The following is a 16,846-nucleotide window of genomic DNA, read 5'->3' as shown; positions in this document are numbered from 1 at the left end:
CTTACAGGTAATACCGCTGTTGCTTCTTCTGCTCGACATACTCCGCATATGCCTTCTGCACCGTTGGCATCTCGGAGACCTCGGCCACGGCCACCTCCCACCACGCATACCCCTCGATGCCTTTCACGCCATCCGTTTCGATCACGATCACCGTCGTTCTGTCGATCGCCTTCGTGTCGTGCAACGCCCGGGTGAGCGATGCAATGCTGTCCACCTCGATCACGTGGGCACCGAGGCTCCGTGCATTCATGGCAAAATCCACGGGAAGGTTCGCCCCATCCAGGTCACCGCTCGCATCATTGCGATAGCGGTAGCTCGTCCCGAAACGCTGGCTCCCCACGGCTTCCGAGAGCGAGCCGATGCTCTTGAACCCGTGATTATCCAGCAGGATGATCACCATCTTCACGCGTTCCTGGACCGCGGTGATGATCTCATGATTGTTCATGAGATAGTTGCCGTCACCGACCATCACATAGATCTCCCGGTCCGGGCAGGCCATCTTCGCCCCGAGGCCGGCAGCGATCTCATACCCCATCGTGGAATATCCGTACTCCAGATGAAACCCTTTCGGGTCCCGCGTGCGCCAGAGTTTGTGCAGATCGCCCGGCAGACTCCCCGCGGCACAGACCACGACATCCTGCGGTCCGGAGAAGGTGTTCACGGCACCGACCACCTCGGCCTGCGTTGCGGGGATCTGGTTGGTCTCCCGGTAGATCTCCGTCACTTTCGCGTCCCACGCCGACTGGTGCTGGAGCGCAGCCTGCGCCCAGCCGGCCTCGGCCCTGTAGCCGCCGAGTGCGGCCTCCAGCTCTTCGAGGCAGACCTTTGCATCACTGACCAGCGGCAGGGCGGCATGCTTGAACGCATCGAATGCAGCGACATTGATATTGATGAACCGGACGTGGGGATGCTGGAATGCCGTTTTCGATGCGGTCGTGAAGTCCGAGTACCGCGTGCCGATCCCGATAACGAGATCAGCCTCCGCCGCCATAGCCGCAGCGCCGGGTGTCCCCGTGGCGCCAACAGCACCGAGGTTCCCCGGTGTCGAGTATGGCACCACCCCCTTCCCCGCAAAGGTCTCTGTGAGGGGTATTCCCGTTGAAGCCATGAAGGCGGCAAGGGCGCGCTCCGCTCCACTGTAGATCGTGCCGCCGCCGGATACGATCACCGGGTTCCGGCTCGCCCTGATCCACTCCACGGCTTTGCGCAGGAGCGCGGCGTCCGGCCGTGGCCGTTGCACCGTCCATACACGCTTCTCAAACAATTCCACGGGAAAGTCGAATGCCTCCGCCTGCACATCCTGCGGCAATGCAAGGACCACCGCTCCGGTGTCGGCCGGCGACGTCAGCACGCGCATGACCTCCGGAAGCGCCGTGATCAATTGTTCCGCCCTGGTGATGCGGTCCCAGTACCGGGCGACCGGCTTGAAGCAATCGTTGACGGAGATGTCCTGCGTCGATCCGCTCTCGAGCTGTTGCAGCACGGGTGCCACATTCCTGCGGGCGAAGATATCGCCGGGAATGAGGAGCACCGGAAGGCGGTTGATCGTCGCCATCGCCGCACCCGTGAGCATATTCGTTGCGCCGGGACCAATGGACGAGGTGCACACGAAGGTGGCGAGCCGATTCTTCATCTTCGCATAGGCGACCGCCGTATGCACCATCGACTGTTCGTTGCGGGTCTGATAGTACCGGAAGTCCGGATTCTGCTGAAGGGCCTGGCCGATCCCGGCAACAATCCCGTGGCCGAAGATCCCGAAGCACCCCGCGAAGAATCGCTGCTCGATGCCGTCGCGTTCCACATACTGCGCCTTGAGGAACGCGATCGTTGCCTGTCCTACCGTCATTCGTTTCGTCGCCATGTCAGAAGCCGCCCTGTGATTCAATGAAACTGATCGCTTCCTGATACGTGGGATTGAAATTCGCACATCCATGCTTGGTCACCAGGATCCCGCCACAGGCATTGCCGAGCCGGCAGCATTTGTACCAGTCCCATCCCTGCAGATACCCGTAGATGAAGCCCGCCGCAAACGCATCGCCCGCGCCCAGCACGTTCACCACCTCGACCTTGAATCCCGGGACATCGATGATAGAACCGTCTTTCAGATAGACCGAAGAACCCTTGGCGCCGCGTTTCACGACGAGCGCCTGCACACCGGTACGCAGCACTGCCTTGATGGCCTCATCGATATTGCCCGTGATCTCCGGTGCGGAGATCTGCTGGTTCCTGATCGTGATCTGGGCCGGATCCTTCACCATGGTGGCGAGGATCTCCTCTTCCGTACCGACGGCCAGCGTACAATAATTGAGGAAGGCCCGCGTGGTGACGCCATACGCCCGGGGATCGTGCCACTGGTCGGCCCGGAAATCCAGATCCACCAACACCGGCACCCCCGCCTCCACTGCCCTTTCTGCCGCGAAGAAAGCGGCCGAGCGCGAAGGCTCGATATTCAGTGCCGTTGCGGACACTTCCAGCAGCCGCGAACCTGCGATGTCCGCCTTCATGACGTCATCGATCGTCATCTTGGAATCGGCGCAATTGTCGCGATAGTATACCAGCGGGAATTTCGCCGGTGGCTCGATCCCGAGGATCACGGCACTCGTCCGCGCACCCTCCTTGACGGGGATGAATGCCGTTTCGACGCCTTCGTTCTTGAGGAAGTGCAACAGGAACTTCCCCACCATGTCGTTTCCGACAGCGGTCAGCAGCGCGCTCCGCAGGCCCAGACGCTTTGCCCCAACCGCGATGTTCAACGGGGAACCCCCGACGAACGCGCCGAACTCCTTGATCTCTTCGAACGGACTGCCAATATTGTTGCTGTACAGGTCGATGGAAGATCTGCCATACGTGATCACATCGTACGTCTTCATCGTCATGGGGCTTTCTTGTTCATTGCGAGCGTGACCAGCGGCAAACGGGGGTCCATCCCTTTCCACGTACCGTAGATCCACGCGTGGTCAGGGTCGTCCGTATTGACGAGGGACTGGTCGCTGCCGGCAAGACAGTTCAAGTAGTAGGCATGATACCCGTGTCCCGCCACGACCGGATGATACCCTCTCGGCACCAGCACCACATCATCAGTTTGGGGTTCCGCGATCTCGTTCAACGAACGGTCGCCGGTGTAGATCCGCTGAAGCGCAAACCCCTGGGGCCTATCGAATTTGTAGAAATACGTCTCGTCGAGACTCGCCTCGATCAGCTTCCCTTGCTCGCTGATCTTCCGGCTGTCGTGTTTGTGGGCGGGGAACGAACTCCAGTTGCCCGAGGGGGTATAGACTTCGACACACACAAGCCGGTGGACCGGTGATCCCGGCGGAAGGATCGAGTTGATCTGACGCGACGCATTGTCGCCGCCGCGCATTTCGATACCATGGCGCTGCACATCGTCCGGCGTGATGAAGAACCCCGCGAGTGCGGGGTCGCCGACCGTATGCCCATAGCCGATATCCGCCATTGCGCTCTCCGCAGTGAGCGTGAATTCGGTGTGCGGCGGAAGATATGCGGCGTGCGGGAGCCCGGCAAAGACGTGCTCCCTGCCACCGCTGGTCTTCCATGTACCCCACTTCGACGTGATGGAAAAACTCCCCCCCAGCAGCACAATACACATCTCGTGGTCACCCGTGTCATGCCGCCACACAGCGCCCCGGGTGAGCCGGCGGGCCCCGAAATGCAGGTGCTGCCACCCGGCTCCCTGTGGGGTGATCCGCTGGTATTCACCCGAGGTATCATCGAGAGGATGGACCAGGAGTTTGCAGCGCGGGTCGACATTCATGCTTTCACCACTGCGAGGACCTTCATAGTGACTGCTCATACCCCTCAACGATCAATTCCCGGCACTTCACAACCACCAGCTGTTGAAGTGCTTCCATATATCTCTTGCCGGGCACGAGCGGATCGAACAGGTCCGGCGTGTCGCGGAAGAACTCCCGGCAGATGCGGGTCCACAGGAGCCGCATATCGGTGGCGATGTTCACTTTTGCCACGCCAAGCCGGATCGCCTTCTGGAGTTCCCCGCGTGCGATGCCCCTGCTATCAGTCCTGAGACGCCCGCCTGCGAGATTGATCCGCTCGATCTCATGCGCCGGAACCGCCGAGGCACCATGCAGGACGAGCGGAAATCCGGGAAGTGCCTGCCGTATCTTCGCCAGGACCTCGAGATTCAGCGACATATTTCCGCGGAACTTGTACGCACCGTGGCTCGTACCGATGGCGATGGCGAGACTGTCGCACCCTGTGCGTGCAACGAACTCCTCTGCCTGATCGGGATCGGTACAGCGCGCCTGATCTTCCCCTGCCGCCATGTCATCTTCTACACCGCTGAGCACGCCGAGTTCCGCCTCCACCGCGATACCCCGGTCATGAGCCCGATCAACGATGTCCTTCGTCACAGCGATGTTCTTTTCGAAGGGTTCATGCGAGGCATCGATCATCACCGAATCGTAGAACCCCGAGGCGATCGCATCCATGCAGTGGGCCGTATCACCGTGATCGAGGTGGATGCACACCCCTGCCTCCGGATACACGTGCTCGGCGCCTTCCACCATCCCCTGCAGTATTTCGGGTGTCATGTAACGCCGGGCAGCAGGCGTGATCTGCATGATCACGGGGCACTGTGCTGTTGTTGCACCGGCAAGAACACCGTGGACCTGTTCGGCGGTGAACACATTGAAGGCCCCGATGCCGGCTTTTCCGTATGCCTTCGCAAGAGTATCCCGCATCGGCATCCTCATTGCTTCGCCCCTTCCCGCTCGCCCCGCAGTGGCCCTCGCACACGGTAGGTCAGGGTGCCCCCTTTGACGAGTTCGTCATGCCGCACCTTCCCATCGGTTATGGCCCGCCCATTCAACACCCCCGAACGGATGACATACTTGCCCGCGCTGACACCATCGGCACGTATGGTAAGGGTCCTGCCACGGGCCAGATGGAGCGTGATCCGGTCGAACGCCGGCGAGGTCACGGCATAGTCCTGTGTTCCCGGGCAGACTGGATAGAGACCCAGAGCGGCGAAGACATACCATGCAGAGATCTGTCCGGCGTCGTCATTGCCGCACAGCCCTCCCGGTGTGGCGCTGTATTCTTCCTCACGGATCCGGTGGACGATCTGATGGGTCTTCCACGGGTTGCGTGTATAGGTGTAAAGGAATGGGACCTGTTGGTCCGGCTCGTTGCCATGCCAGTACTGCCCGGCGGCGAAGAAGGCATCGAGTTCCTTCTCAAAAGCGTCCTCCCCCCCCATCAGCGCGATAAGCCCGGGAACATCATGGGGCACATACCATGTGTACTGCCAGGGAGTGCCTTCGGTGATATAGGGCATACGCTGAGTCTTCTCGAATTCCTCGGTGAACGTCCCGTCGGCATACCTGCCCGCAACACACATGCGCGTGGTATCAAAGACATTCCGGTAGTTCTGCGACCTGCGGAGGAAGTACTCTGTATCGTCGGTCCGGCCCATCGCACGTGCGATCTGGGCCATGGCGAAATCGTCATACGCATATTCCAGGGTGCGTGATACCTGTTCGCCCTTGTGGAACGAATCGCTGACGCTGTCTTCGAGGGGTATGTACCCGTACTGCATGTAGGAATCCAGTGCCCGCACGCCTTTGCCGTTCCGGTAGTCCTTCGTGTCCGCGGGGAGCTCCAGAGCATTCTTCCGCACGGAGGCGTACTCATCGGCCGTCAGCGTGATCGCGCCTTCACGACCGCATCAGCGAGCACCGCGATCGCATGGTCTCCGATCATCGCCGATGTGTAACTGTTCCAGCATGGGAAGATCGGAAGCCAGCCTCCCTGCTTCGCCTTGAGCAGCAACGAGCGCATCATCGCGGCATTGATCTCAGGGATAAGGAGATTGAAGAGCGGATGGAGAGCGCGATAGGTATCCCACAACGAAAAGTCACAATAGTAGACGCCATCGGTCGCCGTGCAGATGGAATCGCCGCCACCGAAGCTCGGATAGGAGCCGTCGCGATCGCTGAACGTGCGCGGGAGCTGAAATGCGTGGTAGAGCGCCGTGTAGAACTTCACCCTGTCGACGTCACTGCCTCCGGCGACCGTGACGCGGGAGAGCATTCCATGCCAGCGTTCTTTTAAGCGCTGTGCGGCCGCATCGAAATTCAGCCGCGCGGTCTCATGTTCAAGATTCCTGCGTGCCCCGGCCAGACTGGTGAAGGACGTGCCGATCCGGACGACGATCCGCTTGCGTGCCCCGGGTGCAAAGCGGACAAAGGCCCCGATACCCGGCCGGCCGTTGATGGCCCTGGACGATTCGTGGAGTTCATGCCCCTCATACGTCCCGTGCGACGTGAAGGGTTCGCTGAACTGCGCAACGAAGTACCCGGAGAACCCCGCAGGTTCTCCCCACCCCTGGTAGATACGGTGCACGGGGTTGTACCCTTCGATCTCATTCCGGCCAGGGATGATCCGCACAAAGCCTTTCCCTTCATCGCTGTTCGGTTCGATGAGGATGGCAGCGGTATCGTTGCCGGCGAACGTGAACCGGGCATACCCGCACCGCTCCGTGGCCGTCAGCTCGACGTCGATGCGGACAGCCTGAAGGCTCACCTTATAATAGTACGGCGTGGAGGTTTCCCTGCCATGGTCGAAACGGACGGCACGGTGTGCCGGTGCAGGATCGAACCTGCCACGGACGGGCATCAGCGTCACACTGCCATAGTCCTGCGTACAGGACCCGCTGAGCCAATGCGAACCGCGGAACCCGGAGAGTGTGGAGTCGGCAAAGTAATACGGCGCGATGCACTTGGTTTCCACGGAGCGGGTTTGAGGGGTCCAGCTTGTCATGCCGAACGGTGCGGTGACGGCGGGAACGACGTGTGCGCTATTCTCCGTACCGATCCCGTGGGCAAGGGCACTTCGTGTTGTGGACGGCGCGGTACCGATGATCGGGTGAACAAAGCTGACCGGTGATCCTCCTCCGGGCGTCATCCCCAGGGCAACAATGCCCGGCATGGTCAAACACATCACGACGGGTATGACGAGGAGCCGGCGCATGGTCACACAACGGCGCCAGAGAGGACCGGAGTGGTCATCCGGGCGACCGACCTCCTCTCGATGAGCGTATACGCAAGCGTGATACGCTCGATGCGGGGAGAAGCTCCCTCCGCGAGCCGGGAGATCAGCAGATCGGCGGCAGAGGTGCCGATCTCATAGGAGGGCATACGCACGGTCGAGAGTGGGATACGGAGATGCTCCGCGATATCGATATCGTCGAAGCCCATGATCGATACACGTCCGGGGACATCGATGCCCAGATCGAGGAGCGCATTCATCAGGCCGATCGCCACGAGGTCATTGTAGCAGAACACGGCGGTCGGGGATCCCTGGGTCAGAGCGAACAGCTCCTTTCCCGCCTGATATCCATGGGGTGTGTAGGGCTGTACAGAGATGATGCTGTGCTTCTGCAGCGGAAGTCCGTACTCCTGCATCGCAGCACGGAATCCTTCAAGGCGTTTCAACCCGTGGCCTGATGGGCCTGCCAGATGCGTGATATTCTTGTGCCCGAGCCGGATCAGATGTGAGGTCGCGTCGAACGCGGCCGCGAAATTGTCGATGTCGACGCTGTTGGTCGGGAAGTTCGGCATGGATCCAAGGATCACCAGCGGAAAGGCATCTTTTGTCAGGTCGACAAGGTACGAATAGTCCGCATCCTCGTTCTGGATGGGGGAGATGATCAGTCCATCCACGCGCTTGCTCAGCATGGTGCGGATGATCTCCGCTTCCTTTTCCGTCGACTGCTCCGAGCTCCCGAGAAGAACCGTGTAGCCGAGCTTCGAGCATGCGTCATAGACCCCGCGCATCAGCCGGCCGAAATAGGGGTTGTCAATTTCCTTGACGATCAGACCGATGCTCTTGGTCTCGCCGCCGGCCAGCGATTGGGCGATCTGGTTCGGGCGGTACCTGTACTTCTTGATGATGCCGAGCACCTTCGCCCGCGTGCGTTCCGACACCCCGGGTTTGTTGTTGAGCACCAACGAAACTGATGACTTTGAGACGTTCGCCAGTTTCGCGATTTCCGTGATCGTCATGTTCACAGTACAGCCCTGTCAATGGAGCATAGGAGTGAACTCGTTGTCATCCTGCGGTGTGCAGGAGCAACTGAGGTGAGCCGTTCCGGCCTGTTCCGGCCAGGTGGTGCGGAGCCACCCTCGTGCATTGTCGCGGACAAGCTCTGAACGGTACCTCAAGAACGTCAAAATCCTCTACTACGTCAAGCGGCATCGGACCCGGTCATCCGAACCGCCACTCATGGAAACCTGCCTCGAAAAGTCTGGAAGGGGTGCCGGACGGCACCCCTTCCGACTGACGCAGATACGGCGTGAACGACACTTACTTCAGCAACATCATTTTCCGGGTGCTGGTGAAATTGCCGGCGCGGATCGTGTAGAAGTACACGCCGCTCGACAGGGTTCCGGCATTGAAGCTGGCCGTGTGCTCGCCCGCGTTGAGGTTCTCGTTCACGAGGCTTGCCACTTCCTGGCCGATCAGATTGTAGACCTTCAGCGTGACCTGCGATGCCTTCGGGATCGAGAATGCGATCTTGGTCGACGGGTTGAAGGGGTTCGGATAGTTCTGCGACAGCGTATAGACCTCGGCCACACCGCTGACCGGCTGGTCGTCAACGCCGTTGAGCACTGCCCATGCTGCCTTCCGGGCCGGGAACCAGTTCAGATCGCCTGCCGGGAAACCACCCGTGCCACCCGCGTATGCCGGGGAGCTCGTGGAGTACGATGCATCGAGCGTGTCACGATAGTACTCCGTCATGCGTTTGTCATAGCCCGGCCACACGCCACCTGACGAGGCACCGGCGGTGCCACCGAGGGCTTCCGGCATCGTTGCATAGAGGGCAACCGAGGTAAGAGGAGCAGTGATCTTCGTGAAAGCAAAAGAGGTCAGCTTGATGAAGGCATTGGCAGTATCCGCGATCTTGGACTTGATCGAGTCCGACACCGGACGGCCGGCCCAGATCGCCGGATCCCAGCCCATGGCGCGGCAGGAATCATAGACTGCCTGCATCTGCGGCGTCACGTACCAGTAGTTCTTGGCGATGTTCCACTGCGTATTCGGCTTGCCGCCGCCGAGGGTATCGGCCGCCGCATTCGCCATGTGGAAGATCCACGCCATCTTCGCCTTGCCCTGAGCGTCAAACTCATTCATCTCGGCGAAGTCGCTCTGGCGCCTCGAGCTGGTGTCGGCACCAAAGAACATCGGGTCGACCAGCAGGTTGTTCGTGATCTGGACCTTCGAGCCAACCGCACCCAGAGAGATCAAACCGTACCGGCCACCGTTCTGATAAATGGTGTTGTGATCGATGATGTACACACCGGTGCGGCCAACACTGTTCCTCTTGCGGATGGCACGGTCAAAGCCGTTCACCAGCGTGTTGTTGACGAAGATCGCGCTGTCGAGCGACACATTGCGGAAGTCGACGATGCGTCCGTTGCCGAGGTCGGCCGTCGGAGGAACACCATCGTTTCCGATCTTGTTGTCCACGAATTTCGCGACACTGAACGAACCGAACGTACCGAGGATCGCCTGACCGGAGTTCCCGAAGACGTTGTTGTAGAACTCTGCGCGGTCGGGGCTCGGATTTGCACGGCGGAAGAAAATGAACGTGCAGCCATAGGTATTCAGTGCCGAGGTGTCGCGGTCATAATATCCCACGATCTGCAACCCCTTGATGTAGATCGGACCTGCGACATCGACCATTTGATACGGCACAGCGGTCGTGGTCGGAACCGGGCGCGTATAGATCCTCGGCATCGCGCCGGAACCCGTGTCCGCGGCCTGGATATTCAGGCTCCAGCCGAGGTTAACGACGACATTGTGCCAGTACCACACGCCGCCGCGCTGCAGCACATACACCCGCTGCGCATCCGCGCGCGTACCGTTCGCCAGCGTATCGCCAATGATGATGTCATCAAGATACGTCGTCGTGGTCGGCTTCGGCAGGAACATCGTGTGCTGCCCGAACACTGATGTGGCCGCAAGGACCAGCAGCAGGATCGGCAACACTGTCCGTAACGATCGTTGCATGTGAACCTCCTTCTGAAACGGTGATTGTGGATTGATGGTGATGGTGGTTTATGGTGTCGCGCGCTTCCTGGTACGCTCCTACAAGGAGATCCGGAGCCAGAGATCGGCCGTGGTGCCGAACCGGTAACTGTTCACTTCCAGGCGATACCCCTCAGGAACGTTCTCGAGGATCGTCCCCTCGGTCGTATTCGTCACATTGTTGATATTCAATCCGACCGAGAACATCTCGTCGATGTCCTGCTTGAACGACAGATCCCACCGTTCGAACGAACGTTGAAGGATGTTCGACCGCTGGTCCGCGGAGAACGAGTTGTAGAACTCACCCTGGTGGAAGTAGGACAGTCGGGCCGAGAATCCGCCGATGTCGTACCCGATCACCGCATTGGCAAAGAACTCCGGCGCACTCGGGATGCGCGTCTTCGACTCGGCCAGAACAACACGCGGATTCTCCAGGGGGAAGCCGTCCTCATTGAACGTCGTATCGTACACGATCTTGGCGTAGGGCGTCCAGGTCTCGTTCCGTACCAGGGAAAGGTTATAGGAGAGCGTGATGCCGCTCAGCAAACCGGGCAGATACCGGAAGTTCAACTGATGCTCGAGTTCGAACCCCCAGACCTTCGTCGGTTCGGGCGAGTTGTAGGGGTAGAAGAGAAGGTACTTGAAATTGAAAGGCACCCTGCCGCCTCTGAACTTGACACCCATGCTGTCCGGGATCCTGCTCCCGGGAAAGATCGGCATCCCGTTCAGGTATTCCACCTGATCAGCGATCTCTTTGTAATACCCGGACATCGAGAGCAGACCGATCTTGTCGCCGTAGAACTGGACGTTGGCTTCGTAATTCCATGCGGTGGCGTTCTTCAGGCCGGGATTGCCGAGTTTCAGCTGCCACGCGTCGACGTACGATGCGATACCGACCGTGACGTACGTCGGCAGGCGGAGGTTGAAGTCCGGGCGCAGGACGCCGCGGTACGCCGCCAGACGGACGTTCATGAAGTCCGTTGGGCGGAGGATCAGGTGCGCGTTCGGCAGCACCAGCGATTCCGTGTGGGTGCCTGCCGTGTCACGGAAGGTTGAGAACTGCGACAGGATGGTCGGCGAGTAGAGGGCGTTGTAATCGTTGTCATCTGCCTCGACGCGCACGCCCGCGATCAATGTCGCGAACGTCCCGAAGTTCAGGGTGTTCATGAGGTAGCCGGAGGTCACCCCCTCCATCGCCCCGTAGTCCCCTCCCGCATCCTCGGTGTTATCGGAATATTCGCGCGTAGTGTTGTTCGGGTCGTAGCCCCGCCGCGTCATCTCGTAGAAGCTCCGCATCTTGTCCGCGATGAAGAGCGGATTCAGTGCGTACTGCCCGAAGACGTCCCGGGACTCGCCCGCGATGAAGTTCGTCAGGAAGATGAGTCCGGCGTTCTGACTGAGCGGCCCGAAGCCGTATGCCGCGAGGTCCTTCGGCACCACCTGGCCATCGTTGTTGAGCATGTGGCTCTTGTACTGCACGCCGTTGTAGTACGGGGAGAAGAACGAGGTACTGTACCGCCGGGGGAACCGTGCGGAGAACTTGCCACCAAACTTCACTTCGCCGGCATAATCAAAGAGTGTGTAGGCGCGCTTCACGTCAAGCCGTGCCGTCCGCTGCAGGTCCAGCCTGCTGTTCGTCGAGATGTACGCGTACTGGACGGACGCATAGTTGAAGTTATTCATGGCGAACGGGATGAGCGCCTCGTACGGGCCCTTCCGAAGATCCACCGGTACACCACGCATCCCCGAGATCGTGACACCGTTCTGGATCAATGCCGGCTCGACGAAATTCAGGTTGTAGTTGTACGGCATATCCGTCTTCGATTGCGTGAACGACAGTCCCCAGTCGACATCGAACCCCGCAAGGTGGTTCTCTCCCTGCAGCGAGAGCGCAAGAATGTCCGTATTGAAGTCCTGTCCTCCGAAATTGTAGCTGACCTCCCCGGAGTTGGTGGGATAGGAGCGGGACATATACGACAAGCGTCGCTCCGTCCGGTTCGCATCGATCGCGAGCTTCACCACACCCTCATCCGGTGTGTTCGCATCGAGGATGATCTTCGCACCGCTGCGCCGGCGCTGCTCCGGCACATACTGGACGCCGAAGCTGGTGATGTTCCAATCCATCTTCCCCGCCCTCGGGACGTTCAGGTTGTACGCGACACTGAAGTTCTCGCTGCTGCGGACGCGTCGTTCGATGTTTCCGAAGACCTGGACGCCGAAGACATTGTCGAAGAACCGTTCGCCGTAATTGCCGTACAGGTTGAACTGGCCGTACGCCTTGTCCATACCGTTGTACATCCCCTGCGCCGTCAGCTGGATGGTGCGCTCGGACGGTGCGGCCTTCGTCATGAAGTTCACGTTGCCGGCGATGGCCTGACCGTCCATATCGGAGGTGATGGCCTTGGTCAGCGTGATACCGGAGAGGGATCCCTGCGCGATGGTGCTGAGGTCGACGCCGCGCGAGTCCGCATCGGTCGCCGAGAGCTGCACGCCGTCCACGGTGATCGTCGTCATCGTCTCACTCAACCCGCGGAGGATGATCTTGTTCGCCTCGCCGCCGGACCGTGTCACCGAGACGCCCGGGAGACGGCCGATCGCTTCAGCGGCATTCGCGTCGGGCAGCTCCTTGATCTTCTGCTCGGAGATCACATTCACGATCCGTGTCGAGTTCAACTGCTGGTTGATCGCCGCCACCTGCCCGACGGCCTGCCCGGTGATGACCACCTCCTGGCCCTCGACCATGATTGCCTTGAGGCCGAAGTTCTGCGTGAGGATCGCATCATCCGCGATCGTCACCTTCACCTCTTTGGAGTCGTACCCGACGTACGAGCATCTCACCGTGTACGTGCCCGCCGGTACGTTACGCACCATGTACTGACCGTTGAGGTCGGTTGCCCCGCCAATGGCCGTGCCGACGAGCAGGATGTGCGCACCCGCGAGTGCCTCGTTCGTTGACGCGTCAACGACGAGACCCTTGAGGGTACCGGAGGCCAGAGCAAGCGAAGGAAGGAGGAGGAGCAACAGTACCGCCAGCCGCAGAGCGAAAGAAGGTCTCACGCCATCACCTTTGTGCAATTGAGAAGGAGAACGAAGATACTGCCAGCTACGACGTCAAAAGGCGAACCGCTTTATTTGCTCGGAAACCTGGAAGTGGCCTGATTTTTGCACTGTGGAAAGAGAATTCTGGGTGTGTAACTAAACCGCTCCAGAAAATACTCCGCAGAATCTAAAATGTCAAGATAAATCTTGAACATTTTGTCTCTGGAGCGGTTTAGTTCATAAGTGCAGAGATTTTAAGCAGTTAGTACGACCCGCCGATGCTACTTTTCATGAAAGAGCATGCCCGCCGGAATGATCTGCTTGTCCATGTGCGGCCCTTTGATGGAGGCACTGAGCTCCATCCCACCACCACCCTGGAAGAACATCACCCTGACCGCATGATACCCGGCATCGAGCATCATGACCCCCGACCGCTCGATCGGCGCATGGCGTCCATCATTGTTCACGACCATCTTGCCGTCAACGAACAACACCGTCCCATCATCCGAGTTGGTGTACAACGTGTACACTCCCCGTTCCGGTACCTTGATGAACCCTTCGATCTCGAGACCGAAATCGCTGTCGCGAACGAGTGAGGGGAATACCACGCCCTCAACAACGCCCGATGCCACCGGGGTGAGCTTCGAAAAAACCGGCATCGACGCGTCCGTGATCTCATAGTACCTGAATTTCAGCCCGCGAGCGGGGTCCTTCGGGGTGACCGCCGCTTTGGGCGGCATGACCAATTCTCCGTTCACCGTGAGCACCACGACCGACATCGGGGGCATGGTGACGGTCAACTCCTTCCCTGCCAGCTTCGCTCCCGTGAACGCCGCCGGCGAGACGACGCCGGGTGCATCGAAGGTGTTGTGTGCGTTCATCGCCTTCGCGGTCAGCACCTCACCCTTCACATTCTTCGCTGCAAAGCTGTTGAAACGGAGTGCAACGGTGGATGGCGCGGTGGGGTCAATGTTGCAGAGCGACACATGCATCACGCCGTTGCTGTCAATGGACGCGGAGCAGTTCACCGCAGGAACGCTCTCCTTCCCGTGCGTGTACAATCGCGATGCGACCTGCACGGGAACCATCATCGCATCCTGATGCACCTTGTACATCGCGAACGCATGATACGTGGGCGTCAGGACCATCTTCTTCCCATCGGTCAGGATCATCGCCTGCAACACATTCACGACCTGCGCGATGTTCGCCATGCGCACACGATCGCAGTGATTGTTGAAGATGTTCAGATTCGTGCCCGCCACCACCGCATCACGGATCGTGTTCTGCTGGTACAGGAAGCCCGGATTCGTTCCGGGTTCCACTTTGTACCACGTCCCCCACTCATCCACACACAACGCGGCGTTCTTGAACTGATCGTACTCGTCCATGATCGCCGAATGCTTCCGGATGAGTTCGTCCATCCGGAGCGTCTTCCGCATGATGTCGAACCACCCCGCAGGATCCACGTCCGTCGCTGTCCGGGTACCGTTGGTGTAGTAATGCAGCGACAGCCCATCAAGAGATGACCCCCCATCCCTCATCACGACCCGGGTCCAGTTGTAGTCGTCCGCGTTCGGCCCCACGGCGATCTTGAATGGCCGGTGTCCCCCATAATTCCTCATGAACGTGCCATACTTCCGCGCTTCATTCACATAGTACTCGGGCGTCATCCTGCCGCCGCACCCCCAGCTTTCATTGCCCACACCCCAGTATTTCACGCCCCACGCTGCTTCACGGCCGTTCTGCTTGCGCTTCTCGGTCATCGGACTCACATTGTCCGAGTTCACGTACTCCACCCACTGCGACAGCTCCTGCACCGAGCCGCTGCCGAGATTGCCCGAGATGTATGGCTCCGTCTTGAGGAGCCTGCACAACTCCAGGAATTCGTGCGTCCCGAAGCTGTTGTCTTCCGTCACCCCACCCCAGTTGGTGTTGATCATCTTCGGACGCGCAGCACGCGGGCCGATCCCATCCATCCAGTGGTATTCATCCGCAAAGCAGCCGCCGGGCCACCGGAGGATGGGGATCTTCAGCCCCTGCAACGCCTCGAGCACGTCCGTTCGGTATCCATTGACGTTCGGGATCTCCGAACCAGGCCCGACCCAGATGCCACCATAGACCAGGCTACCGAGGTGTTCAGCAAACTGCCCGTAGATATTCTTGTTGATCTGATACTCCTGCGCCGCCGCATCTGCGACGATCGTGGTGCTCGCCACCTGCGCGATCACCGTGCATGGCATCAGGAGACATGCAGCGAAGAGACACATGACCATTTTCATGATCGCACTCCTTTGAGAATTGATGAAGCCGGAGTATGGTGAAATAAAAGCCGAAATTCAACAGGCTGGTTGCAGCCCATCCCCCGCTTCGCTATATTTCACAGAGGTGGTTGCATGCACCGCGGGCCGGACGTTCACCATCCGCTCCACTCCACTCCATCACAGGCCGGGGGTACGCGATGATCCGATCATGGATGTTCCTGCTGCTCACCGGATGCGCGACATCCGCGCTTGCCCAGAACTTTTCCCTCACTGTTGCTGTCGATCCCTCCGCCGATACTGCACGGATCTCCCCGTACATGTATGGCACGAACGGCCAATCGAATGACCGCGGACTGAACATCACGGCCCGCCGCCTGGGCGCCAACCGGATGACGTGAGATCCCGTGCGCCCACCTCTCGCAGTGATACTCCTTCTGGCTTCTGCCTGTCTCTTCGCCGGTTGCGAAGCGGATCAGGGAATAGATACCCCGTCGACACACGGCGCAGGGCCTACGCTGTTCCCCGACCCGGTTCCCGTGACTCTCTCTTCGAGCCCCATCGTCGGAGTAGGATTTCTGCCCAATGGCACCGCCTGCGCTGTCAGCAGGGAAGCGATGTTCCTCTCTGCCGATGGGGGCACGACATGGAGCACCGCAGGCCATCTCCCTGCCGGCGAGAATATCCGGGTCCTCGCGCTCGATGGATCGGGGACCATCTACCTCGGGGCGGACAGTGCACTGGAGCGCCTTGACCCCCATGAGATCAATCCCCTCTCACTCGACATCCTCCGCTCGACCGATACCGGTACCACCTGGAAGATCGTATCTTCATTCCCCAGGCCGATCGTGAACGCGATGGTGCTCGCCTGCAATGGGGCAGGTGATGTCATCGTAGGATACCATGCTTCGGGGTTCGCTCTTTCGCACAACAAGGGAGAGAGCTGGACCAGAGTGCCAGGGTATTGGTGCAGTGGTGCGGCAGCTTCATCCTCCCGTGTCCTGTTCACGGCCTCTGCCAAAGGCAACGTCAGGCGTTCGGATGATCACGGCGCGACATGGTCGACCTGTCCGGGACTGCCCGGGGAAGGACTCGGGAGCTACGGGCAGATCTTCACCTCGTCCAATGCCGACACGGTCTTCGTTGCGGAACTGTCTGAACCAGGAACGATCTACCGTTCCACGAACGGGGGGTGGGGCTGGACGCCCGTGTGGACGGGGTATGGAACGAACGTGTGCCGCTCTGCGCGGGGAGTCTACTACTTTGCGACGGCCGATGAGCTACGCCGTTCGACCGATGGGGGAACTCACTGGACCCTTGCAGCACGGGCGGGAGCCGAGATCGCGTCACTTGCCGTCAGTGATAGCGGCGCTGTCCTCGTGGGCACCAAACGCGGAACAGTCATCCGATGGAATGGCGAGTAGAATGGGGACGGGAGCAGGTACGCACAAAACGCGCGAGCACTGGACCGGGGGAGCACA

General features: G+C 59.9%; 12 protein-coding genes. 2 read left to right on the top strand and 10 right to left on the bottom strand.

Going from position 1 to position 16,846, the window contains the following annotated elements:
- Position 1: 1 nt before the first annotated feature.
- From iolD to IPI01_01380, 10 genes are all read right to left on the bottom strand, one after another.
- Positions 2-1,861, bottom strand: coding sequence for a 3D-(3,5/4)-trihydroxycyclohexane-1,2-dione acylhydrolase (decyclizing) (gene iolD / locus IPI01_01425; GenBank protein MBK7256493.1), 1,860 nt, complete (start codon positions 1,859-1,861; stop codon positions 2-4).
- A gap of 1 nt (position 1,862) precedes the next feature.
- Positions 1,863-2,870 carry a 5-dehydro-2-deoxygluconokinase gene (gene iolC, locus IPI01_01420; GenBank protein MBK7256492.1) on the bottom strand — a complete coding sequence of 336 codons (1,008 nt, stop codon included), beginning with the start codon at positions 2,868-2,870 and terminating at the stop codon, positions 1,863-1,865.
- Positions 2,871-2,872: 2 nt separating this feature from the next.
- Positions 2,873-3,772 (bottom strand): 5-deoxy-glucuronate isomerase, encoded by a 900-nt coding sequence (gene iolB, locus IPI01_01415; protein ID MBK7256491.1) that lies wholly within the window; start codon positions 3,770-3,772, stop codon positions 2,873-2,875.
- A 22-nt stretch (positions 3,773-3,794) separates the two neighbouring features.
- Positions 3,795-4,730 (bottom strand): class II fructose-bisphosphate aldolase, encoded by a 936-nt coding sequence (locus tag IPI01_01410; GenBank protein ID MBK7256490.1) that lies wholly within the window; start codon positions 4,728-4,730, stop codon positions 3,795-3,797.
- Entirely contained in the window at positions 4,727-5,656 is a 930-nt protein-coding gene (locus IPI01_01405; GenBank protein ID MBK7256489.1) for a glycoside hydrolase family 92 protein, read from the bottom strand. Before IPI01_01405 ends, IPI01_01410 begins: the two co-directional genes overlap by 4 nt.
- A 20-nt stretch (positions 5,657-5,676) precedes the next feature.
- A complete protein-coding gene (locus tag IPI01_01400) occupies positions 5,677-7,014 on the bottom strand; it encodes a GH92 family glycosyl hydrolase (GenBank protein ID MBK7256488.1) in 1,338 nt (445 codons plus the stop codon).
- Complete coding sequence (locus IPI01_01395; protein ID MBK7256487.1) at positions 7,011-8,042, bottom strand: LacI family DNA-binding transcriptional regulator; 1,032 nt, start codon at positions 8,040-8,042, stop codon at positions 7,011-7,013. The genes IPI01_01400 and IPI01_01395 overlap by 4 nt, the downstream gene beginning before the upstream one ends.
- Before the next feature lie 301 nt (positions 8,043-8,343).
- A complete protein-coding gene (locus IPI01_01390; GenBank protein ID MBK7256486.1) occupies positions 8,344-10,050 on the bottom strand; it encodes a T9SS type A sorting domain-containing protein in 1,707 nt (568 codons plus the stop codon).
- 78 nt (positions 10,051-10,128) lie between these two features.
- Positions 10,129-13,125, bottom strand: a complete 2,997-nt coding sequence (locus IPI01_01385; GenBank protein MBK7256485.1) for a TonB-dependent receptor — start codon at positions 13,123-13,125, stop codon at positions 10,129-10,131.
- A 263-nt stretch (positions 13,126-13,388) separates the two neighbouring features.
- A complete protein-coding gene (locus tag IPI01_01380; protein MBK7256484.1) occupies positions 13,389-15,386 on the bottom strand; it encodes an alpha-N-arabinofuranosidase in 1,998 nt (665 codons plus the stop codon).
- A gap of 179 nt (positions 15,387-15,565) precedes the next feature.
- On the opposite strand from IPI01_01380, the gene IPI01_01375 reads away from it, so the two are divergent.
- Both IPI01_01375 and IPI01_01370 read left to right on the top strand, forming a co-directional pair.
- Positions 15,566-15,766, top strand: a complete 201-nt coding sequence (locus IPI01_01375; protein MBK7256483.1) for a hypothetical protein — start codon at positions 15,566-15,568, stop codon at positions 15,764-15,766.
- Positions 15,767-15,982: 216 nt separating this feature from the next.
- Complete coding sequence (locus tag IPI01_01370) at positions 15,983-16,789, top strand: exo-alpha-sialidase (protein ID MBK7256482.1); 807 nt, start codon at positions 15,983-15,985, stop codon at positions 16,787-16,789.
- The last annotated feature ends 57 nt before the right edge of the window (positions 16,790-16,846 follow it).

Source organism: Ignavibacteriota bacterium (genome assembly GCA_016707525.1).
GTDB lineage: Bacteria > Bacteroidota > Ignavibacteria > UBA10030 > UBA6906 > JAGDMK01.
Note: the sequence above shows the minus strand (reverse complement) of the source record. Positions and strands in the feature narration are given on the sequence as shown.

Bases quoted from the DNA above. Each gene is read 5' to 3' on its own strand.
- IPI01_01395 (MBK7256487.1), bottom strand. From the start codon at position 8,042: ATGACGATCACGGAAATCGCGAAACTGGCGAACGTCTCAAAGTCATCA.
- IPI01_01380 (MBK7256484.1), bottom strand. From the start codon at position 15,386: ATGAAAATGGTCATGTGTCTCTTCGCTGCATGTCTCCTGATGCCATGC.
- IPI01_01370 (MBK7256482.1), top strand. From the start codon at position 15,983: ATGTTCCTCTCTGCCGATGGGGGCACGACATGGAGCACCGCAGGCCAT.
- iolC (MBK7256492.1), bottom strand. From the start codon at position 2,870: ATGAAGACGTACGATGTGATCACGTATGGCAGATCTTCCATCGACCTG.
- iolB (MBK7256491.1), bottom strand. From the start codon at position 3,772: ATGAATGTCGACCCGCGCTGCAAACTCCTGGTCCATCCTCTCGATGAT.
- IPI01_01390 (MBK7256486.1), bottom strand. From the start codon at position 10,050: ATGCAACGATCGTTACGGACAGTGTTGCCGATCCTGCTGCTGGTCCTT.
- iolD (MBK7256493.1), bottom strand. From the start codon at position 1,861: ATGGCGACGAAACGAATGACGGTAGGACAGGCAACGATCGCGTTCCTC.
- IPI01_01410 (MBK7256490.1), bottom strand. From the start codon at position 4,730: ATGAGGATGCCGATGCGGGATACTCTTGCGAAGGCATACGGAAAAGCC.
- IPI01_01375 (MBK7256483.1), top strand. From the start codon at position 15,566: ATGATCCGATCATGGATGTTCCTGCTGCTCACCGGATGCGCGACATCC.